Source organism: Marinomonas sp. FW-1 (assembly GCF_005222245.1).
GTDB classification, from domain to species: domain Bacteria; phylum Pseudomonadota; class Gammaproteobacteria; order Pseudomonadales; family Marinomonadaceae; genus Marinomonas; species Marinomonas alcarazii.
This window is the reverse complement of the sequence record NZ_CP025987.1, coordinates 588,523-610,276: the sequence shown is the minus strand read 5'-3', so window position 1 is coordinate 610,276 and position 21,754 is coordinate 588,523. Positions and strand designations below refer to the sequence as shown.

Sequence of the window (21,754 nt, the reverse complement as noted above, 5' to 3'; positions counted from 1 at the left end):
CTCATAAACTGCTAAAAAACACACTTGTATATACATTATATTTTCTATTACACTCGAATCATCGATATTCATTAGGAAATGACTTGTGACGAGCCAACAATCAACTCATTGCGATAGCATTCAATACTTTTTTGCACAACGCGCTTTGCTTTCATCTGGTTGGGCAAAAGAGGTACTTTTCTCTGTAAAAGATGGCCAGTTTCACTCTTTTAAAACAGACTGTGCACCGACGGCTGAGTGTCACGTTTTATCTGGTCCCGTTTTACCAACCATTGCCAACGTTCACTCTCACGCATTCCAGCGAGTCATGGCAGGCGCAGCAGAAGTCAGTTTGAACCCAAACGATAGTTTTTGGAGTTGGCGCGATTTAATGTACAAAATCGTACAAAAACTCACGCCAGAAGATGCGTACATTATCGCCAAACAACTTTACATAGACATGCTGAAGGCCGGTTACACACAGGTCGGGGAATTTCACTATTTGCATCACGATGCTGGCGGCAAACATTATGGCCAGATCGGAGAAATGGCGAATCAGATCATTTCTGCTGCGAACGAATCAGGAATGGGTTTAACACTGTTGCCTGTGCTGTATTCTCACTCGGGCTTTGGTGGACAAGCACCGAACGCCGGACAAGCGCGCTTCATCAACAGCACAGATTCTTATTTGGCGTTACATCAATCCTGCGATAAAACACTCGCCAATCATCCTATTCATAAATTGGGTATTTGCTTTCACTCGCTGCGCGCAGTGACCAAACCGCAAATAGAAAGGGTATTACAATCTCTTGCCAAAGATTGTCCGGTTCACATTCATATTGCTGAGCAACAAAAAGAAGTGCAAGACAGTCTAGCCTTTAGCGGACAACGTCCAGTGGAATGGCTGCATAATGAAATCGGTTTAGATGCGAGTTGGTGCTTGGTTCACGCTACCCACCTAACTGATGCCGAACGCCAAACCATTGCGAGGAGCCAAGCGGTAGCAGGACTTTGTCCTACTACCGAAGCGAATTTAGGCGATGGTATTTTCCCAGGCGTCGCCTTCGAGCAAGAAAACGGCCGCTGGGGCATCGGCTCGGACAGTCACGTGAGTTTATCGATTGTCGAAGAGTTACGGACGTATGAATACGGACAACGTCTACGGGATCAGCAGCGCAACCGCTTGTATCGTCTCGACCAAACCAGCGTTGGCGACAATCTTTATCAGCAGGCTTTGCTGGGCGGCAACCAAGCCTGCAACGTGTCATTAGGATTAACCAAAGGCAACCGAGCGGACTTTATGGTGCTGGATGAGTCTCATCCTTTTATCGCCGCAAGCGAAGCAAAAGATCTACTCAACCGCTGGTTATTCGCCACCAATGAAAACCTAGTGAAAGACGTTTTTGTCGCTGGCAATCACACCATCCAAAACTTCCACCACCAGCAAGAAGAAAGCAGCCGCTTGGCCTTTACTCAAGTCATTAAAAAGGCCATGTACCATGCCTAATCTCACCATTATCGAACAATCACAATACCAGCGAATGCCATGGAAAAATGGCCTTGGGGAAACCTTAGAAATTCAACGCCATGAAGATGAAATAGGCCTTCGTTTTCGTATCAGCCAAGCCTCTGTCGTGGAAGATGGCGTATTTTCTGATTTCAGCGGACTGCATCGCACTTTGGTCTTGCTGTCTGGCGAAGGCATGAACCTGGAACACAAAAGTGGTAGCAAGCGCCAACTTAATACTCTCAACAAGCCATTGGACATGGCGCGCTTTTCCGGCGGGGATGAAACTCGTGCCACACTGAAAAACGGCAAGATTGAAGACCTGAACATCATGGTGAGAGACACTGACACGCAAGCCATAGTTCAAGCATGCACTGCGCCCCATTCTCTCTCATTTACAAATGACGACACCTTGTTCAGTGGTTTTTACGCCATTGAAGACAGTGTATTGGCAACAGAGAAGACAGACGCCTTGCAGGTCAAAGCACACAGTATGGTGATTGGTACAGAAAGTAGAAACGCCACATTAAAAAATGGCCGTGGCGTGTTTATCAAAATTGACAAGTTGAATTAGCGGCCAAAATGACCAAATAATTGAAAACGAGAACCAGGATGCAATAAACGCGCGGCGGTGACAATGTCATCGCCCGCCCAAGTGCGGCGTTTTATTTGTAGACAAGGTTCTGAGGCTTGAATTTGTAAGCGCTCGCATTCAACCGCATTTGGTAAAATGGCTTCTACCAAGTGCTCACCTTCTGTCATTGGTGCCACGCTCATTAAATATTCATAAGGCGTGTGTTTGGCAAAATCTTGTTTATCGTAATCAGGTGCCAATGTGGCATTCACAATGCGCTCTTCTATTTGAATCGGCAAATCATTTTCAAAGTGCAACACAACAGAACGGAAAATCCCATGATTGGTACGAACTCCCAATGTCATGGCCTCTTCCATGCTCGCTTTAGTCGACTCTAAAACAAGTAGCTCTGAACGATGCTTATGGCCTCGTGCCGCCACTTCTTCCGCAATGTTATGCACTTCAAATAAGGCGGAATGGGCTTTTTTCTCCGCAACAAAAGTTCCCAAGCCTTGATGACGAACCAGAAAACCTTCTGCGGTTAATTCACGCAATGCTCGATTCACCGTCATGCGGCTCACGCCCAATGCCTTTACCACTTCCGATTCAGATGGAATACGTTGGTTTGTCTGCCATTCACCCGATGAGATTTTCAGCGAAATGGCCTGCTTAAGCTTGGCATATATAGGCAAAGGCGCATCAGGTAAATCATCAAATAGATTCGCTAAATTGTGAATTGTTACGTCAGACACTCAAGATTCCAAATAGTCAGAAGATTAAAAAATGATTATATAGCGAGTCGATTATAACAAACAATCAACTTGTCTATACATCTTAAAATATGGGCTATTAAATGGGCATCATCCAAAGTGCCGCTAACCAAGAAAGCCCCATTAATAATGAGAAAATAACACCCCAACGAGGCGTTTTTACTTCAACCGATGCCATCGTTTGATGCTTTTTACGACCGTGCACCATAGCATCAATAAGGCGCTCTTTAAGACATAATTCATGATAAAGCACTGCCAGAACATGTATGGCGACTAAGCCAAGCAAGACGTTAGGCAAGAAATGATGGATAGAGGCCAACTGGCTCGCCAACTCCTCTGAAACCAAAGAATAAAACGGCCCAAACCAAAAGATTTCATCACTCGTAAATAACCCTGTTCCCCACTGAATGGAAAGGGCTAGAAACAACACTACCACCATTAAAGCGCCAACAGGGTTATGACCTAAATACTTTTTAGGTCGACCAGACAACATAGACTTAGCGAAACGAAAAACCGCTTTTGGGCCTTTCACAAACTGACTAAAACGCGCGTAATAAGAACCATAAAAACCATAAAGCACACGAGCAATAATCACCGCAGACAAACCATAGCCCATATAAAAATGGTACTGGACATAATCGCTTTCTGATTTCCCTGTGACAATGAGTCCAGTAAACAAAAGCACTATCAGCCAATGGCTAATTCGCACAGGCCAATCCCATACTAATGTCGACTTCATCTTAACGATCTCCTTATAGCCTCTTAGGTATCACAAAACTTGTTCAAAAAACGCTCTCTTGCAAAATAGTGACATTAAACACTATGCTGTAAAAAGCAAGATTCTGATTGCCTAATGATAAAAATTAGCTGATAAACGCTAAATCGAATGCTGCATACGCACATGAAAAGTGAGGCAAATATGGTTGTCATGTTACTACTGGTTACGTTTTTAAGTGCTCTAATATTTGCGTATCTTATTTTCTTAAAAGGTCGGTTTTTTAGCCGTCAAAATGCGGTTATTGACGCCCCTATCGATATTATTTCAGAAGACCTAAGCGACTTAACCAACTGGCAAAGCTGGTTGCCTTGGCTGCTTTATGAGCCGAAAGCCCACATTGATTATGAATACTTAAATTCGGGTATTCACTCCATATCGCCTTCTTGTTTAGCATGGCAAGGGACGTTGATTAAAGATGGGTATATCACTTTAGAACCGTCACGTTCTGGGGCTCATTACTTTCATACATTATTAGAAGCGCCCGCTTTTTACCCATGCGACGTGCATTTCAATATTGATCTAACCAAACAAAAAGATCGCACTTTAGTGACCATCCAAATCGCCGGAAACTTGCCATTCTTTCAACGCTGGAAACAACGTGCTTTTAATATCCGAGCGGATAAAGACGCGGAATTGGCACTATTAAAAGTCCTGTCATATCTGAGCAAATACAACACGACATCAGACCATGAATACAACGCCCCTACATTCGAATGGTTGGCGCAAACCAAGTTAGATCATATCGATGCCGTCACCCGCCCTTTCGTTGTAAACAATCAGCCAATGTCTCAAAAAATGGACCAAGGATTTCATGATTTAATGACCGAACTGGGCCCAGAAAACCCACCAGCGGGCCCCAGCTTCGCTCTTTATAAGAAAGCAGACATTATCCATCATTATTTTTCGGGCAAGCTTGGCATCCCTATACAGAATTTAGCGCCCTGTGAACTCACTCCCGAGCGAATCATTTTACGCGGCAACTATTTGCACCTACGCTACACAGGGTGTTATCAGAACTTGTCCCTAGCTTGGCACGTGCTCTATACCTTTATGCGCTTAAACAACATACGTGTGAATCGCCGACGCTATGGTGTGGAATTTTTCGAAGTCGGGCCATTACAAACGCATATCACCAAAGATTACGTAACCTGCGTGTATTTGCCGATCAAATAATTGGCTTAATAGACATTTTATGGGACAGTCTTTATTTTCTCCTTTGGACCATAAGGAAACACAACCGTGACAAAACTTTATCCATTGATCGATAGCCTGGTACGCATCCTTCTAACCATCGTATTTTTCTATATTTTTAAGCTTTTCTGGCATACAGAAAACGACTTATTGTTGGCCTTCATTTCCGTACTTTGTGGGTTCGTGACTTTTCGTATTTTAATGTTTGCGTTCAATAAAGTGACAACAAAAAAGTAATGTCAAAACACGCCATTTTTAGCGTATCCTAACGAACATCATTCCCCCTGAATACGACATAACGCAGGCTAAAAGGACACAAGCCTGCGTTCGATCTAACACTACTGATATACATGAGTTTTCTATGACGACAGCCTACCAAGAACACCTTAGCGTTCTTTCACATCGCTACGAAGCCGCTATGGCGCACTTCGACTTAGACGCCATTGTTTTAGCTTCAGGGGAAAAAAGTTATTACTTTCAGGATGACCACACTCACCCTTTTCATGCCTATTCTGGCGCTCAACAGTGGCTACCTTTTACCCTAGGCGCAGAAACCTATGTGGTGCTAAAAACAGGCGAAAAACCAACGTTAGTTTGGCCTATTCGTGACGATTTCTGGCACGCTCCCAACCCTGTTCCTAGTGGGGATTGGCAACAGAACTGGAACATTATTACCGCCAGAAAAACAGACAAATGGTTTGCAAACTTACCAAAACAAACAGCATGGCTTGGCCCTCAAGCCATGTCATTCGCTGTTGCTTATGAAGGCTTAAAAGCCTATGTAGATTTCGATAAAGCAGTAAAAACAGACTTCGAAATCCAAGCCATGCGTCAAGCCAGCATTCGCGGCGCAGCTGGTCATATCGCGGCGAAAGAAGCTTTCTTAGCGGGCATGAGCGAGCTGGAGATCCATTTAGCCTTTTTAAAAGCCAGCCAACAAACTGCCACACAAGAGCCTTACCCAGGAATCGTTGGTTTAAACGAGCACGCTGCCGTTCTGCACTATGAGCATAAATCCACCGAGAAACTTTCTGACTCTCGTACATTGCTAATTGACGCTGGTGCCAACGAACACGGGTACGCAAGTGACATTACTCGCACTTTTACTCGTCATGATGATGACTTTAACGCTTTGATCAATGATCTAGATACAATGGAGCAAAAGCTTTGCCGCAGCGCCATGTCTGGTGTGGCTTTTAAAGATTTGCATCAAGACACCCTTGCTGGCATTGCGTCTTTGCTACACGAACATAAAATTTGCGCATTAAGCGTCGAAGAGCAACTCGCTAAACGCATCCCACAAGTCTTCTTTCCTCATGGTTTAGGGCATTTACTAGGCTTACAAGTTCATGATGTTGGCGGACATCAAGCAGATAAGATGGGCACTATGAGCATGCCTGACGAGCACGCTCCCTTTTTACGTCTTACCAGAACACTAGAAAAAAACATGGTGATCACCATAGAACCGGGACTGTATTTTATTCCGATGCTACTGGATAAAATGCAAGCTGAAATCCCTAATCATGGTTGTGACATGACGCGCATCCAACACTTCATGCCTTATGGCGGCATTCGCATCGAAGACAACGTAGTAGTGAAAAATGACCAGCCCGAGAACCTCACTCGAATCGCTTTTGCTAACCAATAAAGACGGCCATTTTTGCGTTAGCTTAGCGTCTATACGCTAAGCTAACGCATCTAAAATCCTAGTTTTTAAGTTTTTGCACTAAGCCCTGAATTCCCAACACATACCCTTGCACGCCCATTCCAACCACAATGCCTGCGGCAGCTGGTGAGATGTAAGAGTGATGACGGAAAGCTTCACGGGCATGTACGTTAGAGATATGCACTTCAATCACGGGAACATCAGCGCCTTTAATTGCGTCATGAAGGGCAATAGAAGTGTGTGTATAAGCACCGGGATTAAAAACCACACCCAACACTTCGCCCGCTTTAATACGACGACCTGCCTCATGGATAAGATCAATCAATACACCTTCATGATTAGATTGATGACATTCGACTTCATGACCTAATGTTTGTGCTGCTTCACGGCACATAGTTTCCACGTCTGCCAAGGTTTCATAGCCATAAGTTGCAGGCTCACGAGTGCCCAATAAGTTTAAGTTCGGGCCGTTCAACACCATAATGGTAGACATAGCAGTTGCTCCTATAAATCAGCATAAATGTTCAATCAAATTTTTCTAATTTCTATACAAAAAATCGCAGCAAGACACTTAAAGTAAAAAATGACATCACTGTCGTAATCAGCAAGGTGCTCGCACAAAAACTGCGCGAACCATACTCCCCGCAAACAATGGGGTAAGTACTAAACATTGGCACCGAAGCAAAAATAATCACCGCGATCTTTAACTCATCAGCCATATTAGGCGTAAGCAATAAGAACAAGGTAACAATCACTGGAAATAATACTAATTTACCTACTGCTACCAGTAATATCGGGCTTAATTGCCCCTTAATCGACACGCCGACCAAAGACCCACCAATCACAATGAGCGCCACCGCAGAAGCCGATGCTGCCAGTAGATCAAAGCCTTTACCAATGAAGTTTGGCAAGCTAATCTCAAAAATAGAAAACACCAGACCAGCGGCTAAAGCAATTAATAGTGGATTGGTTGAAATACGTTTTAAAACAACAAGAAAGAGCGCTTTGCCGGTACCTTCGCTCTTACCCAGTACCGCCTCTATAAAAATCAAGCAAACTGGCAAAAAGATAATATTTTCAACCATCAAAGACATGACAAATGCCTGCGTTAAAGGAGGGTCGAAAAATTGCAACAGCACAGGGAAACCAATAAAAGCACTGTTTGACATGCTGGCGCCAACACCTCTGACACCCGCATCCACCAAACCACTTTTCAACAATCGCCAGCTTAACAATACCGTTATAAAAAAGGTCGATACACCACTCGCAGCATAGACGGCAAGATAGTCAAAGTGCAGAACTTCTTTTAGCTCCATGCTAGAGAGTTTCATGAAAATCAGAGCGGGTAAGGCCAGGTATAAGACAAACCGACTCAATCCGGGAATGGCTGCTTGCGGCAAAAAGGCATATCGAACACAGACAAAACCCACTAGTATCAAAAAGAAAATCGGAGCTGTGATATTAATTACGGCTTCCATGTCACCCTGTCCTCATTAATTGTTACAGTATACCTACCCGACTTATCTCTATTACTAGGCGCCCGATCGTTATTCTATGAGTTTATTCGCTTACCAACAATCTCTAGATCAATGAACTCACCACACCATATTTTTGATAACACAGACCTCATACAGGTTTAATGTCAGTAACAACTTCCCCTTTGAAGACTTCAAATACACCAATACCTTGATAAAGAAACCCGTAAATAAACATGCCAGCCCTATCCCTGATGTAAGTCCAACTTACTCCATTTAAAAAATAGAATACCTAGATTAGGTCTATACTCATAAAATCTCTTTTTGGTGTCATGCCCAAGATTAAATAAGCGATTCCCACATCAATCCTATTCATGCAGTATTCATTTTTGATATAGTTAGGAGAACATAAGGAGGTCATATGGAAATAGCGATACCAAACTTGCGACATCTGCGCGTATTTCTTGCCGTGGCTGAACTCAAAAGCATTACACGAGCTTCTGAGCATATCTTTCTTTCTCAACCTGCCATCACTCAAGCCATTGCGAAACTTGAAGCCTTATTGGGCTCACCTTTGTTTGAGAGACATTCAGATGGCATGTATCCCACAACGGCCGGCGAAGTTTGGCAAAAACGTGTGGGTCGTGCGATTGAGCACATCCAACGTGCGACACAAGACATTGTCAAAGACAGTTCTCCAAAAGAGCGTGCCCCCAAGAACTTAATCGCTTTAATCAGCACGACCCAATTAAGAGCTTTAATTGCCGTAAGCGAAGCACAAAACTTTAGCATTGCTAGCCGGAATTTGGCCGTTTCTCAATCATCAGTCCATCGTGCAGCCAGAGACTTAGAAAGACTGCTGGGTGTGGTGTTATTTGAAAAAAACAGCCTTGGCACCAGCGCAACGAAAGCAGCGCAGACCTTATCCAAAGCGACCAAACTGGCCTTTAGTGAATTACGCCAAGGCATATATGAGATCAACGCCTTACAAAGCAAAGATGTCAGCATGATAACGGTTGGAAGCATGCCTCTTGCGCGTATGACCATTCTGCCTAAATCCATATTGCAATTTAACGAAAGCCATCCCGACGTAAACATCAATGTGACAGAAGGCCCGTACGCTGATTTGCTTCATCACTTACGTCAAGGCGACATAGATATTATATTGGGCGCCCTGCGTCATCCGGCGCCAGCTGATGATGTTGTACAAGAAGAATTATGGTCGCCGCCGTTGTCTGTGGTTGCACGTAACGGCCATCCCTTAATGGACAAAGACACTATCAGCGCACAAGATCTCGCCGAGTATGCTTGGGTCGTTCCCGCCAAAGGCACACCAACTCGACAAGCTTTTGAAGACATTTTCCACGATGCTTGTGTCGCTCTGCCCAAAAGACTGGTTGAGTCCAGCTCACAAATACTGATTCGTGAACTGCTGATCGAAAGTGACCGCCTAACGTTAATCTCTGCTCACCAAGTAGAGCGAGAAATTAATATTAAATTGCTCGATGTTATTAACTTTCCGCTGGAGCACACTCGCCGTCCTATCGGTCTTTGTGTACGTAAAAGCTGGCTTCCAACCGTTACTCAGTCTCACTTTTTAAGCTTGCTGAGAGAGATTTCTGAACATTTTAGATAGCGTAAAAAAAACACTATTGCAAAAATTGAATAGCTAATGCGGTTTATTGATTATCCCCATTGAGTAGCGAATGCTAGATTTGTGAATAACATAAGGCTCGGGCAAGTTCACGCCCTAACAATAAACACTCGCACTTTTAGGAGTAGACTAATGAGAATTTGTATCGCTGGCGCATCTGGCGCTTTCGGCATGAAACACATGGACGCCATTGCGGCGATCGAAGGTGCAGAAGTCGTTTCTGTTGTTGGCACAAAAATCGATGCGATTAAAGCCTTTGCGCAAGAACGCGGCGTACCTCACTACACCACAGACCTAGCCGAGAGTTTGGCTCGTGACGACGTGGACGCTGTTATTCTAGCGACCCCAACACAAATGCACGCCGCACAAACGATTCAATGCCTTGAAGCAGGCAAACACGTAATGTCTGAAATTCCAATGGCAGACAACATTGAAGACGCCCGCAAAGTAGTAGAAGTTCAGAAAAAAACGGGCTTAGTTGCTATGGCTGGCCACACACGCCGTTTCAACCCTTCTCATCAATGGATCCATAATAAAATCATGGCGGGTGAGTTAAAGGTTCAACAAATGGACGTGCAAACTTACTTTTTCCGTCGCTCTAACAAAAATGCACTTGGTAAAGCCCGCTCTTGGACAGACCACCTGCTATGGCACCATGCTTGCCACACAGTAGATTTGTTCCAATACCAAACTGGCGAAACAGCCAGCCAAGTACAAGCTCTTCAAGGCCCAATCCACCCTGAACTTGGCATTGCCATGGATATGAGTATTGGTATGAAAGTGCCTAACGGTGCGATTTGTACTTTATCCTTGTCATTCAACAACGACGGTCCATTCGGAACTTTCTTCCGTTATATCTGTGACAATGGCACTTATATCGCACGCTATGATGATCTGTTTGATGGCAGCGAAAACAAAATTGACCTATCTGGTGTCGCCGTTTCAAATAATGGTATCGAGCTGCAAGACCGCGAGTTCATTTCTGCCATTCAAGAAGGCCGTGCACCCAACGCTTGCGTTACTCAAGCCATTGATGCAATGGAAACACTGCATCGTTTAGAAGAATGCCTAGAAGCCTAAGTCGCAATACTTTAAAGTGATTCAACAACACTCAAATGGGGAGCCTCGGCTCCCTGTTTTATTAAGGATATTGTTATGTCAAAACACCCATATTTAGCCAATCCAAACATCGGCCTAGGCTGCATGAATTTATCCCATGCGTACGGCTCACCTGTTGAAGAAGAACAAGCCATTAAAGCCCTTCATCAAGCCTTTGAAATGGGTTATCGCCATTTTGATACCGCCACTTTATATGGCGGTGGTAAAAACGAACTTTTGGTCGGCAAAGCGCTGAAAGATCGCCGTGATGAGTTTTTCCTTGCCAGCAAATGCGGCATGGCGATGGTCGACGGCAAAAAAGAGATTAACGGCCGACCAGAAAACATTCGCAAACAGTGTGAAGACAGCCTAAAGCGCCTGCAAACCGACCATATTGATTTGTATTATTTACATCGCCGCGACTTCAATGTGCCTATCGAAGAAAGTGCAGGTGCTCTGGGTGAGTTAGTGAAAGAAGGCAAAATAGGCGCTGTCGGTTTATCCGAAGTGTCCGCTGAAACACTAACTCGCGCTCATAACGAATTCCCGATTACCGCGATTCAATCTGAATATTCTTTATGGACCCGTAACCCAGAAATTGCTGTGTTAGAAGCCTGTAAGAAACTAGGCATTACGTTTGTTGCTTTCAGTCCAGTTGCACGCGGCTTCTTAACAGGCACATTAAAAGACGTTGCCGATTTAGAAGCCAAAGATATTCGTAACAACATGCCGCGTTTTAACGCCGAGAATTATCCTCATAACCTTGCCTTGCTAAATGATTATTTTGCTTTAGCAAAAGACATTGGCTGCACACCAGCGCAATTGGCTTTAGCTTGGCTAACAGCAAAGGACGATAATATTGTCCCTATTCCAGGCACTCGTTCGGTTAATCATATGAGAGACAATTTTGAAGCGGCGCAATTAAAGCTGGATGCCAAACAAGTCAGCTTGCTAGACGAAATGATTAATCAAAATAACGTCCACGGCACACGCTATACCGCTGCCCAACAAGCTGAAATTGATACTGAAGAGTTTTAAACACAGTAAACCAGCCAACAAAAAGCCCCTTTGTCGATAACAAAGGGGCTTTTGCTTAAAGCGTTATTAGGCTATTAACCTAATTTTAATTTATACAATCTCAATCAGCATTTCACCCGGTGTGACTCGGTCGCCTTTTTTAACAAAAACCCCTTTTACCGTACCCGCCACATTAGCGTGAACTTCGGTTTCCATCTTCATCGCCTCTGTAACAAGCACAGCTTGACCCGCTTTAACGGTTTCGCCTTCTTTTACTAAGACATCGATGATATTGCCCGGCATAGCAGCACTGACGTGGCCTGGCTCTGTCGCACGAGAACGACCCGCACCACCTTCCGCAACATATTCATTTAGCGATTCGAATACCACTTCTTCTGGCATACCGTCCAAAGACAAATACAACTTGCGCTTACCAACACCAAAGTCACCGACACCCGTGATTTCCACATTGTAGACTTCACCATGCACATCAATCTTGAACTCAGTAGCCAAGCCTCCTGCGGCTGCACCTTGACCCGATTGTTCTGGCGGCAGCAAAACTTCTGGAACCAAGGTCCCGTCAGCACGTTGCTGTAAAAATTCACGGCCTAGTTCAGGGAACATAGCAAAGGTCAGTACATCTTCTTCAGATTTCGCTAACTCACCGATTTCATTGCGCAACTTATACAGCTCCGGCGACAAGGAATCCGCTGGGCGAGCGTCGTTAACCGCTTCATTGCCTACAGCTTTTTTCTGCACTTCTGGGTTCACCGCTGCTGGAGGCTGACCGTAACCACCCAATAAATAGCGTTTTACTTCGTTGGTGATGGTTTTATAACGCTGACCAGCTAACACATTATAAACCGCCTGCGTTCCCACAATTTGCGACGTTGGTGTCACCAAAGGTGGATAACCTAAATCAGCACGCACACGAGGAATCTCGGCAAACACATCACGAATTTTGTCTAACGCATTTTGCTCTTTTAACTGATTCGCCAAGTTGGACATCATGCCACCCGGCACTTGATTGATCTGCACAGACACATCTTCGCGAGTAAACTCACTTTCAAATTGATGATACTTTTTACGAACATCACGAAAGTAGTCAGCAATCTCTGACAACAGAGCCAAATCCAATCCAGTGTCGTAGTCCGTATCTTTTAACGCCGCTACTTGAGTCTCCGTCGCTGGATGACTGGTGCCGCTGGCAAAGGATGAAATCGCGGTATCAATACGATCTGCACCCGCTTCAATGGCTTTAAGCTGACACAAAGGCGCCAAACCTGAGGTTGAATGGCTGTGCACTACTAAAGGCAAATCCACCGCTTCTTTGATGGCTTTGACCAGATCATAGGTCGCATAAGGCGTTAACAACCCCGCCATGTCTTTAATGGCAATAGAATCGGCCCCCATGGCCTGCATGGCTTTGGCTTGCTCGACAAACAAAGCGAGCGTATGCACTGGGCTGGTCGTATAACAAATGGTGCCTTGGGCATGTTTGCTGGCTTTTTTCACCGCTTTCATCGCGGTTTCGATATTACGCAGATCGTTTAATGCATCGAACACACGGAACACATCGATGCCGTTATCCGCTGCCTTTTGTACAAATGCTTCGACAACATCATCCGCATAATGACGATAGCCCAGTAGGTTTTGACCACGCAATAACATTTGTAAACGGGTATTTGGCAAAGCCGCACGCAACTGGCGCAAACGCTCCCAAGGATCTTCTTTCAAAAAACGAACGCAAGCATCAAAGGTCGCGCCGCCCCATACTTCTAAAGACCAAAAGCCTACTTGATCGAGTTTCTCACAAATCGGCAACATGTCTTCCGTACGCATACGTGTAGCGATAAGGGATTGGTGAGCATCACGCAAGGTGACATCTGTCACTTCTATTTTTTGTTTCACTTGACTCATTTTTTCCTCCTGCGGATTATCGACCAACATGCGCTGCAATAGCGGCTGCCAACACCAAAGCGATGTCACTTGGATGGCGTCTAACGGAATAATTTAATAGCTCGGGATGCGCCGGAACGAACCCTGTGTTGAACTCCCCTTTAATAAAGTCTGGATGCTTAAGGATTTGCTGATAATAATTAGCGGTTGTTTTAATACCATGCAAACGCATGTCATCAATGGCACGACGACCACGTGCTACCATCTCATCCCAGGTCAGCGCCCACACCACCAGTTTTAAACACATGGAGTCAAAGTAAGGTGGAATCTCGTAACCTGTATAAATCGCCGTATCAACACGAACCCCCGGACCACCCGGTGCGTAGTAGTGAGTAATACGCCCAAAGCTAGGTAAGAAATCGTTCTTCGGGTCTTCCGCATTAATACGGAACTGCATCGCATAACCGCGATAACTTATGTCTTCTTGGCGGAAGCTAAGGGGCAAGCCTGCAGCAATACGAAGCTGCTCACGCACAATATCGACACCCGTGATTTGCTCGGTAATCGTGTGTTCGACCTGTACTCGCGTATTCATTTCCATGAAATACACTTCGTTGCCAGACAACAAAAATTCAACAGTGCCTGCGTTAACGTAATCCACTGCTTTGGCAGCTCTAACCGCGAGATCACAAATATACTGGCGTTGCTCTGGAGTAAGTTGTGGGCTTGGCGCAATTTCGATCAACTTTTGATTACGGCGCTGAATCGAACAATCACGCTCATATAAATGAATTGCATTGCCTTGAGTGTCAGCCAATATCTGCACTTCAATATGGCAAGGATCAACAATGCATTTTTCTAAAAACACCTCAGCTGAACCAAATGCTTTGGTCGCTTCAGAAATAACACGAGGATATTGAGAGGCTAACTCTTCCGGCGTATCGCAGCGACGAATACCTCGACCACCACCACCTGAAGTAGCCTTAATCATCACCGGATAACCTACTTTCCCAGCTAAGGCTAATGCTTCATCTAAGTTTGCTAGGTTTCCTTCTGAGCCTGGTGTCACCGGAATACCAGCAGCACGCATACTATCGCGAGCTTGAGTTTTATCCCCCATTTTATGAATAACGGAAGAATGAGGTCCAATAAATGCGACACCTTTTTGCTCACACAACTCGGCAAAATGCGCATTTTCAGACAAAAAACCATAACCTGGGTGAATCGCATCACAACCCGTTTCTATGGCTAGGTTCACTAGACGCAAAGGGTCTAAATAACCGGCAAGTGGATCATCGCCTAACGAGTAAGACTCGTCTGCTCGCTTAACATGCAACGCATATCGATCCGGTTCCGTAAATATCGCGACAGAGCGAATCCCAGCCTCTGAGCAAGCGCGAATGATACGAACCGCAATTTCACCTCGGTTAGCGATCAACACTTTTTTTAACATGAGTCACTCCTTTCTTGTTTTAAGAGATCACTGCACAACGTAGCGAGAACATTTTTTGTACAAATATCTCTGAATATTCAGACTACTCAAAGAACAACCAAAGTAAAAATTGATATTGCAGCGTTTATGTATAAGCTATTCGTGATAGATAAATTAAAAAGAGATAAAAGCGATGCCTCAAAGCGTACAAAGTTTAGTCAATCGACTTACTTTTAGACAATTACAGGTGTTTAAAAGTGTCTATGAATTGAATAGTTACAGTCGAGCAGGAGATATGCTGGGGCTTAGCCAACCGGCTGTGAGCAATCAAATACGACAGCTTGAAAATGCATTAGAACAACCGCTGTTTGAATACGTTGGTCGCCAACTTTATAGCACTGCGACGGCCAACCGCTTGGCGCAATGTATTGATACCATGTTTGATGAAATACAGCGATTTCAGAACGACGTATCGGCAGAGACAGGATTAGTTGCAGGTGAATTAACTTTAGTTGCCGTTAGCACAGCGCAATACGTCGTACCTTACTTGCTGCGGGCCTACTCCAACCTTCATCCCAAGGTTACAATTAATGTAAAAGTAATGAACCGCGCCGCCGCCATTGAACGGTTCAACGAAAATCATGACGAATTGATTATCATGGGGATGGTTCCCAATGATAAGCCAATGGTTAGTATTCCATTTCTGAACAATGAATTGGTCGCAGTAGCCCCCAAAGATCACCCAATATTAACCCTGCCAGACATAACGCTTGGCACCTTCCTTGAACAAAATCTATTACTCAGAGAAGCAGGCTCTGGCAGTCGATTAGCACTCGAACTGCATTGTCAAAAGCAGAGAGTCCGCCTGCAAGCAGAAATGGAAATTGGCTCTAACGACGCGATCAAACATGCCGTCATTGCAGGGCTTGGTGTTGCAGTACTTCCAAAGCTAGGCGTTCTCTCTGAACTGACACTTGGAAGCTTAATTGAAGTACCAGTCAAAGACTTTCCCCTGCGTCGATCTTGGTGTTTGATCTACCCTCAAAGTCGACATCCAACTCCAACCATGCGCTCTTTTATTGAATATATTCAACAAAATATCGGCCAGTTTGAAACCATGTTCTCTCGAATGAAAGGTAAATAGAATTAATTCGAGCTCTTCTGAACAAAAAGTTGATGAATTTACTTTATTCGTATCGCACGTATACAACACGTCACAAGGATTTAACAAATAAACAACATTAAAAGCAGTGAGAATCGTTTAAAGTTTGCTCGATCTTGTAGGGAAAAACCTACAAGACATATGTCAACACCATGACAACTATGATTGAGGAAGCGCTATGTTTTTTAACACTAAAGATAAAGTAATCGCTAAAAATAAAGCGATTGAACAGGCTGCCTCTCAGAATGAAGACAAAGCCTTCATTAAAGCCATGGAAAAATTTTGCGCAACAATTAGCTTTTCTCCTGATGGCACGATACTCGATGCGAACTCATTATTTTTGAATACTGTAGGGTATTCCCTAGAAGAAATTAAAGGGCAAAAACACGCACTATTTTGTCCTAGCCAAGTGACTTCCAGCCCAGACTACAAACATTTCTGGTCAGATCTTGCCGCAGGAAACAGCAAGGAAGGAACCGTTTTACGCAGACACAAAGATGGCTCAGACATTTGGCTTGAAGCAACTTATTTCCCAGTGGAAATAGATGGCACTGTGATCAAGGTTATTAAAATCGCAACGGATGTGACCCAACATAAAATAGTTTCAGATAGTCAAACCGCTATTTATAACGCCATAGACCGATCTTCAGCCACCATAGAATTTTTACCCGATGGCACCGTTATTACAGCTAATGATAATTTCATTAATGCCATGGGCTACAGATCCGTCAGCGAAATTGAGGGCAAGCACCATAAACAATTTTGCTCTCCCGAGTTTTATCAAGAAAACCCACACTTTTGGGCTGAACTTGCCAGTGGCGAATTCAAAACCGGGCAATTTAAACGCATCGACAAACAGGGCAATATTGTCTGGCTAGAAGCCAGCTACAATCCGATTTTTGACCAATTTGGCAAAGTGTTTAAGGTACTAAAAGTTGCCTCCGATATTACGGAGCGCGTTAACATGCAACTAGCAATACAAAATGCGGCTGAAGTTGCTCACGCAACATCAGTAGAAACAGCGCAAGTATCGGAAAACGGGGCAGACATTTTACGCCGCACCGTCGAAACATCTGACAAGATTGTCGCTGATGTTGAAGTTTCTACAGAGCTGATTGAGCAATTAAATCATCAGTCTGAAAGTATAGCCAAGATAGTAACAACCATTGGCTCTATTGCCGATCAAACCAACTTGCTGGCGTTAAACGCCGCCATTGAAGCCGCTCGCGCAGGTGAAAATGGTCGTGGCTTTGCTGTAGTGGCCGACGAGGTTCGAACACTCGCTGCAAGAACAAGCAAGTCAACAATCGAAATTGATGACATGGTAAAACAGAACAGCAACTTAACTCGTCAAGCCAAAGAAAGTATGAGCAAAGTGAGCGAACGCTCCACAGAAAATGCCCAATTAATAGACGAAGCATCCGGCATCATTGATGAAATACTAAAAGGAGCAATACACGTCTCCAATACCGTCAACAAATTACTGGATATTGATAAGAGCTAAAAAAAATCCGCTATCTACGACAATAGATAGCGGATTTTTTATGTTTGCCATCAAACCTACTAACAGGAAGATGTCTTATTTAGGCATTTCATGCTCAAGCAATAAAAGACCAGCGCCTGTGTTCGAAATAGGCGCATGGTAATTACGATGCAACTCTGTCACTTTACCTCGTAAAACACCACGCATGGCGATCCACATGTTTAGCTCAACAGTTTGCGCGCCACCGATTTTCACCAAATCCAGATTAGAGTACTTTGTTAACTCTTCAGGATTCGTCACCAGCTTATCCATACACTCAAGATCAAACTTGCGGTTAAGTGTGCCAGCTGCCTCACCATCTAATTGATGAGATAAGCCGCCTGTTCCGAAAATCGCTACAGTCATATCTGAGTCAAAAGATTCAATCGCTTTACCGATCGCTTGGCCTAATGCATAACAACGTTTTGGCTGCGGCATTGGATGTTGTTCACAGTTTATGCAAACAGGAATAACTTTCACATGCCCATAATCATTACCGGGCCACATCAAGCTCAGTGGCACAGTGAGACCATGGTCAACTTTCATTTCTTGGCAAATGGTCATATCAAAACCGTCTTCCACTAGACTGTTCGCAATATGCCAAGACAATTCAGATTCACCAGTAACGGGCGGAATAGTAGCAATCCCCCAACCTTCATCTGAATTGTGATATTCATCCGCTACACCAATCGCAAATGTCGGTTTTTTATCGATAAAAAACTCTAAACCATGATCGTTGTAAAACAACACAATCACATCGGGTTTCTTTTCATTTAACCATTTACGCACTGGCGGATAGCCATCAAAAAAAGGCTTCCAATAAGGCGTTTCTTCCGCTTTGTTTGCCATTGCATTGGCAATCGCTGGAATATGTGAGGTTGTAACTGCACCAATAATATTCGCCATTATTCTTCTCCTGCGCCACGTCTAACCAACATAGCTTTGAATTCGTCAAGACTCATGCCTGTTTGAATCGCACCGATATCTTGCATGTTCAATTTAAGAAGGCCAGCAAATTTTGCCACATAGTAAATGCTGCCACCTTGCTGCAATAGACCGATAATGTCTCGCTCATGAATTGCTTTAATCTGCGCGTCGGTTAAACCAAACTTTGCACAATAAGCGTCTGGGTCTTTGTTAAACTCATCGCGAGCAGACTGCTCGTTAAAAGAAAAACACATTTTGTTCAGACCATAGCCTTTCTTTGCCATCTTACCGTCGAACAAATAGGTTCCTGGTATAGGTTGAGTAGGATCGTTTGCTGTCATGGTAAACACCTTTTATTTTATTTATTGGTCTTTCGACTAAAACGTTATGACCAGTAAAGACGCATTGGATTATCCACCAACAAAGCTTGCTGTAGCTCTGGTGTTGGGGCGATATGAGGAATCACATCCACAAGATGACCATCATTTGGCGCTTCCACTTTCATGTTAGGATGCGGCCAATCCGTCCCCCACAATACACGGTCAGAGAATTTTTCTACTAACGTACGAGCAAAAGGATACACATCAGAATAATCCGGTGCGTGCTGCGTTAAGCGCTCAGGACAACTTACCTTGCACCACACATTATCGTTATCCGCCATAAAGTTCACAAAACGCTGGAAATCGGGGTGATCCACACCGTTAGCAACATTTGGTGTGCCCATATGGTCAACCACGATGGTGGTATTCAATTCTTTCAAGAACGGAATCAAATCCTCTAGATCGGCTGCTTCAAAATAAACAACAATGTGCCAACCAAAAGGACGAATTTTCTCAGCAATAGAAAAGAATACTTCTCTTGGCGTACTATCAACAAGACGCTTCACAAAATTAAAACGCACACCTCGAATCCCCACAGCGTGCATTTTTTCGATGTCTTCATGCGTTATTGAATCATCAACAAACGCCACACCACGAGCCAAATCTCCCGCTGTTTCTAAGGCATCAATCAAAGCCGAGTTATCCGTACTGTGACATGATGCTTGAACAATAACGTTGCGGGAAAAACCTAGGTGATCACGCAATGCAAACAGCTGTTCTTTAGAGGCATCACAAGGCGTGTATTTACGTTTTGGATGATAGGGAAATTTATCCGCTGGGCCAAAAACGTGACAATGGGCATCAACCGCCCCCGCTGGAGCAATAAAAGTTGGCTTGCTTGGGCTTGGATGAAATGGAATATAATCTTTGTCCATCATGTTCAAATACCTGTTTTATTATTCGTTCTAATTAACCAGTCGATGACGAAAACTAGCGTGTTAAAGACCGTTACTGTGAGCAAACACTTGCCCATCAAACAACTTTCTTGCGGTACGTAGGATTGCCGCTGAGCCCACATCGCCATTTTCTTCTTGATCTAAAATCACTGTCATCGCGCCAATAGGATGTTCAACATCCAAGGTAATACGAGCACTTGGCTGAAACGTAGCGACTTCGTTAGCAGGCGAGCCTTTCAGGACCGCCGCCGTCGCCACACTCACCGCACCTAATACACCAATCGAAGCGTGGCAACGATGAGGAATAAACGTACGCGTAGAAATCGCACCGCCGTTTGTTGCAGCGCTCACCATGGTCATTTTAGGCACAGATTTCTCTTTCACGTCCCCCAGATTCATCATCGGCCCAACTTGCAAACGAATGGATTCCAGTTTGGCACGTAAGGCGTCATTAGCCTCAAGCTCTTCACGAGACTCTGTACCGGTAATGCCCATATCCGCCGCTCGCATAATCACCACTGGCATTCCATTATCAATGCAGGTCACTTCTACGCCGTCAATCACATCGACCACATTACCTGTCGGCAATAAAGCCCCACAGCTTGACCCTGCCGTATCTTGGAACACAATAGGCACCGCTGCAGAAAACCCAGGCACGCCATCAATGCGAGCATCGCCTTCGTACTGCACTTCACCGTCTTTTACTGCGACTCTTGCTTCCGCAATTTGACCCGTATTTTCCATAAAGATACGTACAGACGTTTCGCCTTCTTGCGCTTCAACCAAGCCGCGCTCAATGGCAAACGGCGCAATGCCCGCTAGGATATTGCCGCAGTTTTGTGCATCCGTCACAATGGCTTGATCCACAAAAACCTGAAGAAACAAATAATCCACATCAGCGTCATCACGCTGAGATTTTTTAACCACAGCGACTTTGGATGCCAATGGATCTGCACCGCCGATACCATCGATCTGACGTTCGTCTGGCGAGCCCATCACACGCAATAAAAACTGCGCACGAGCATCAGCATCAGCGGGTAAATCTTCAGCCAGGAAATACGCGCCTTTTGATGTGCCGCCACGCATCCACATACAAGGCGCACTTTTTATGACGCCTGCATGATTAGACATACTTTAGACCTTTCTCTTTTAGGCGTGGACGCATTTCATAGATATCCAAGCCCAATTCACCATTTGCCATACGAACACGTTTTGCTTCTTCATTCGCCATTCGTTTACGAGAAAGCTCTAGCACTTCAGCGGCATTCTCTCGACGCACAACCACCACACCGTCGTCGTCAGCCACAATAACATCACCTGGATTAACTAGGGCATCTGCGCAAACGATGGGGACGTTAACAGAACCAACCGTTTCTTTGATCGTCCCTTCAGCAAACACCGCTTTTGACCAGACAGGAAAATTCATTTCTCGCAGGTCTCGCGTATCACGCACACCGCCTTCAATGATCAAGCCAACCACGCCTCGAGACTGTGCAGAGGTTGCTAATAGATCGCCAAAAAAACCATGGTTAGACGGAGATGTGGGAGCAAACACCATCACATCACCCGCTTTACATTGTTCAATCGCCACGTGCATCATCCAGTTATCGCCCGCGGCACCTGAAATTGTGACTGCTGAACCCGCAATAGTTTTGTCCATTTGGATTGGGCGCATGTAATGGGCCAATAACCCAACACGACCTTGAGATTCATGAATTGTCGCGACACCGCATTCAGCTAGACCGTCGATTACCGCTTGGTCTGCACGTTCTATATTTTGTACTACTACATTGTTTCGCATGATTCCTTCCTCACTCCTAGTAAGCG

At 44.6% G+C, this 21,754-nt stretch carries 20 protein-coding genes; 9 read left to right on the top strand and 11 right to left on the bottom strand.

Going from position 1 to position 21,754, the window contains the following annotated elements; all coding sequences use genetic code 11:
- Window positions 1-85 precede the first annotated feature (85 nt).
- Both C1X04_RS02805 and C1X04_RS02800 read left to right on the top strand, forming a co-directional pair.
- Window positions 86-1,486, top strand: coding sequence for a formimidoylglutamate deiminase (locus C1X04_RS02805; RefSeq protein WP_110575971.1), 1,401 nt, complete (start codon window positions 86-88; stop codon window positions 1,484-1,486).
- Window positions 1,479-2,060 carry a HutD family protein gene (locus tag C1X04_RS02800; protein ID WP_110575973.1) on the top strand — a complete coding sequence of 194 codons (582 nt, stop codon included), beginning with the start codon at window positions 1,479-1,481 and terminating at the stop codon, window positions 2,058-2,060. Before C1X04_RS02805 ends, C1X04_RS02800 begins: the two co-directional genes overlap by 8 nt.
- On the opposite strand, the gene hutC is transcribed toward C1X04_RS02800, so the two are convergent.
- Entirely contained in the window at window positions 2,057-2,812 is a 756-nt protein-coding gene (gene hutC / locus C1X04_RS02795) for a histidine utilization repressor (protein ID WP_110575975.1), read from the bottom strand. The genes C1X04_RS02800 and hutC overlap by 4 nt on opposite strands.
- Window positions 2,813-2,909: 97 nt before the next feature.
- Complete coding sequence (locus tag C1X04_RS02790) at window positions 2,910-3,569, bottom strand: cytochrome b/b6 domain-containing protein (protein WP_110575977.1); 660 nt, start codon at window positions 3,567-3,569, stop codon at window positions 2,910-2,912.
- Between the two features lie 180 nt (window positions 3,570-3,749).
- Between C1X04_RS02790 and C1X04_RS02785 the strand changes: the two genes are divergently transcribed.
- Window positions 3,750-4,781 (top strand): AraC family transcriptional regulator, encoded by a 1,032-nt coding sequence (locus C1X04_RS02785; protein WP_110575979.1) that lies wholly within the window; start codon window positions 3,750-3,752, stop codon window positions 4,779-4,781.
- 379 nt (window positions 4,782-5,160) lie between these two features.
- The gene (gene pepQ, locus C1X04_RS02780; protein ID WP_137169118.1) at window positions 5,161-6,447 is read left to right on the top strand and encodes a Xaa-Pro dipeptidase; all 1,287 of its coding nucleotides are present in this window, start codon (window positions 5,161-5,163) and stop codon (window positions 6,445-6,447) included.
- A 58-nt stretch (window positions 6,448-6,505) separates the two neighbouring features.
- Here pepQ and aroQ read toward each other — a convergent pair whose 3' ends face one another.
- Entirely contained in the window at window positions 6,506-6,958 is a 453-nt protein-coding gene (gene aroQ / locus C1X04_RS02775; protein WP_137169117.1) for a type II 3-dehydroquinate dehydratase, read from the bottom strand.
- Between the two features lie 52 nt (window positions 6,959-7,010).
- On the bottom strand, window positions 7,011-7,943 hold the full coding sequence (locus tag C1X04_RS02770) for an AEC family transporter (RefSeq protein WP_137169116.1): 933 nt from the start codon (window positions 7,941-7,943) through the stop codon (window positions 7,011-7,013).
- Between the two features lie 418 nt (window positions 7,944-8,361).
- On the opposite strand from C1X04_RS02770, the gene C1X04_RS02765 reads away from it, so the two are divergent.
- From C1X04_RS02765 to C1X04_RS02755, 3 genes are all read left to right on the top strand, one after another.
- Entirely contained in the window at window positions 8,362-9,576 is a 1,215-nt protein-coding gene (locus tag C1X04_RS02765; protein WP_137169115.1) for a LysR family transcriptional regulator, read from the top strand.
- 150 nt (window positions 9,577-9,726) lie between these two features.
- Window positions 9,727-10,674: a Gfo/Idh/MocA family oxidoreductase gene (locus tag C1X04_RS02760; RefSeq protein ID WP_110575998.1), complete on the top strand. Its 948-nt coding sequence runs from the start codon at window positions 9,727-9,729 to the stop codon at window positions 10,672-10,674.
- A 75-nt stretch (window positions 10,675-10,749) separates the two neighbouring features.
- Window positions 10,750-11,730 carry an aldo/keto reductase gene (locus C1X04_RS02755; RefSeq protein ID WP_110576000.1) on the top strand — a complete coding sequence of 327 codons (981 nt, stop codon included), beginning with the start codon at window positions 10,750-10,752 and terminating at the stop codon, window positions 11,728-11,730.
- A 90-nt stretch (window positions 11,731-11,820) separates the two neighbouring features.
- Here C1X04_RS02755 and oadA read toward each other — a convergent pair whose 3' ends face one another.
- Together oadA and C1X04_RS02745 are read right to left on the bottom strand one after the other, a co-directional pair.
- Window positions 11,821-13,629: a sodium-extruding oxaloacetate decarboxylase subunit alpha gene (oadA, locus tag C1X04_RS02750; protein WP_137169114.1), complete on the bottom strand. Its 1,809-nt coding sequence runs from the start codon at window positions 13,627-13,629 to the stop codon at window positions 11,821-11,823.
- 16 nt (window positions 13,630-13,645) lie between these two features.
- Complete coding sequence (locus C1X04_RS02745) at window positions 13,646-15,061, bottom strand: acetyl-CoA carboxylase biotin carboxylase subunit (RefSeq protein ID WP_110576004.1); 1,416 nt, start codon at window positions 15,059-15,061, stop codon at window positions 13,646-13,648.
- Window positions 15,062-15,233: 172 nt separating this feature from the next.
- Here C1X04_RS02745 and C1X04_RS02740 point away from each other — a divergent pair, with 172 nt between their 5' ends.
- Entirely contained in the window at window positions 15,234-16,184 is a 951-nt protein-coding gene (locus C1X04_RS02740; protein WP_110576006.1) for a LysR family transcriptional regulator, read from the top strand.
- Window positions 16,185-16,380: 196 nt separating this feature from the next.
- The gene (locus tag C1X04_RS02735) at window positions 16,381-17,706 is read left to right on the top strand and encodes a PAS domain-containing methyl-accepting chemotaxis protein (protein ID WP_137169113.1); all 1,326 of its coding nucleotides are present in this window, start codon (window positions 16,381-16,383) and stop codon (window positions 17,704-17,706) included.
- A 75-nt stretch (window positions 17,707-17,781) separates the two neighbouring features.
- Here C1X04_RS02735 and C1X04_RS02730 read toward each other — a convergent pair whose 3' ends face one another.
- The 5 genes from C1X04_RS02730 to C1X04_RS02710 are packed head-to-tail and all read right to left on the bottom strand — an operon-like array spanning window position 17,782 to window position 21,728.
- Window positions 17,782-18,630 (bottom strand): class III extradiol dioxygenase family protein, encoded by an 849-nt coding sequence (locus C1X04_RS02730; RefSeq protein WP_110576010.1) that lies wholly within the window; start codon window positions 18,628-18,630, stop codon window positions 17,782-17,784.
- Window positions 18,630-18,992, bottom strand: a complete 363-nt coding sequence (locus C1X04_RS02725; protein ID WP_137169112.1) for a protocatechuate 4,5-dioxygenase subunit alpha — start codon at window positions 18,990-18,992, stop codon at window positions 18,630-18,632. Before C1X04_RS02725 ends, C1X04_RS02730 begins: the two co-directional genes overlap by 1 nt.
- A 44-nt stretch (window positions 18,993-19,036) precedes the next feature.
- Window positions 19,037-19,909 (bottom strand): amidohydrolase family protein, encoded by an 873-nt coding sequence (locus tag C1X04_RS02720; protein ID WP_137169111.1) that lies wholly within the window; start codon window positions 19,907-19,909, stop codon window positions 19,037-19,039.
- A gap of 60 nt (window positions 19,910-19,969) precedes the next feature.
- On the bottom strand, window positions 19,970-21,058 hold the full coding sequence (locus tag C1X04_RS02715) for a 4-oxalomesaconate tautomerase (protein WP_137169110.1): 1,089 nt from the start codon (window positions 21,056-21,058) through the stop codon (window positions 19,970-19,972).
- Entirely contained in the window at window positions 21,051-21,728 is a 678-nt protein-coding gene (locus C1X04_RS02710; RefSeq protein WP_110576017.1) for a 4-carboxy-4-hydroxy-2-oxoadipate aldolase/oxaloacetate decarboxylase, read from the bottom strand. Before C1X04_RS02710 ends, C1X04_RS02715 begins: the two co-directional genes overlap by 8 nt.
- Window positions 21,729-21,754: the final 26 nt, after the last annotated feature.

What these genes read in the sequence shown, in the direction of transcription:
- C1X04_RS02800 (WP_110575973.1), top strand. Translation starts at nt 1,479, where the DNA reads ATGCCTAATCTCACCATTATCGAACAATCACAATACCAGCGAATGCCA.
- C1X04_RS02790 (WP_110575977.1), bottom strand. Translation starts at nt 3,569, where the DNA reads ATGAAGTCGACATTAGTATGGGATTGGCCTGTGCGAATTAGCCATTGG.
- C1X04_RS02785 (WP_110575979.1), top strand. Translation starts at nt 3,750, where the DNA reads ATGGTTGTCATGTTACTACTGGTTACGTTTTTAAGTGCTCTAATATTT.
- pepQ (WP_137169118.1), top strand. Translation starts at nt 5,161, where the DNA reads ATGACGACAGCCTACCAAGAACACCTTAGCGTTCTTTCACATCGCTAC.
- aroQ (WP_137169117.1), bottom strand. Translation starts at nt 6,958, where the DNA reads ATGTCTACCATTATGGTGTTGAACGGCCCGAACTTAAACTTATTGGGC.
- C1X04_RS02770 (WP_137169116.1), bottom strand. Translation starts at nt 7,943, where the DNA reads ATGGAAGCCGTAATTAATATCACAGCTCCGATTTTCTTTTTGATACTA.
- C1X04_RS02765 (WP_137169115.1), top strand. Translation starts at nt 8,362, where the DNA reads ATGGAAATAGCGATACCAAACTTGCGACATCTGCGCGTATTTCTTGCC.
- C1X04_RS02760 (WP_110575998.1), top strand. Translation starts at nt 9,727, where the DNA reads ATGAGAATTTGTATCGCTGGCGCATCTGGCGCTTTCGGCATGAAACAC.
- C1X04_RS02755 (WP_110576000.1), top strand. Translation starts at nt 10,750, where the DNA reads ATGTCAAAACACCCATATTTAGCCAATCCAAACATCGGCCTAGGCTGC.
- oadA (WP_137169114.1), bottom strand. Translation starts at nt 13,629, where the DNA reads ATGAGTCAAGTGAAACAAAAAATAGAAGTGACAGATGTCACCTTGCGT.
- C1X04_RS02745 (WP_110576004.1), bottom strand. Translation starts at nt 15,061, where the DNA reads ATGTTAAAAAAAGTGTTGATCGCTAACCGAGGTGAAATTGCGGTTCGT.
- C1X04_RS02740 (WP_110576006.1), top strand. Translation starts at nt 15,234, where the DNA reads ATGCCTCAAAGCGTACAAAGTTTAGTCAATCGACTTACTTTTAGACAA.
- C1X04_RS02735 (WP_137169113.1), top strand. Translation starts at nt 16,381, where the DNA reads ATGTTTTTTAACACTAAAGATAAAGTAATCGCTAAAAATAAAGCGATT.
- C1X04_RS02730 (WP_110576010.1), bottom strand. Translation starts at nt 18,630, where the DNA reads ATGGCGAATATTATTGGTGCAGTTACAACCTCACATATTCCAGCGATT.
- C1X04_RS02725 (WP_137169112.1), bottom strand. Translation starts at nt 18,992, where the DNA reads ATGACAGCAAACGATCCTACTCAACCTATACCAGGAACCTATTTGTTC.
- C1X04_RS02720 (WP_137169111.1), bottom strand. Translation starts at nt 19,909, where the DNA reads ATGATGGACAAAGATTATATTCCATTTCATCCAAGCCCAAGCAAGCCA.
- C1X04_RS02715 (WP_137169110.1), bottom strand. Translation starts at nt 21,058, where the DNA reads ATGTCTAATCATGCAGGCGTCATAAAAAGTGCGCCTTGTATGTGGATG.
- C1X04_RS02710 (WP_110576017.1), bottom strand. Translation starts at nt 21,728, where the DNA reads ATGCGAAACAATGTAGTAGTACAAAATATAGAACGTGCAGACCAAGCG.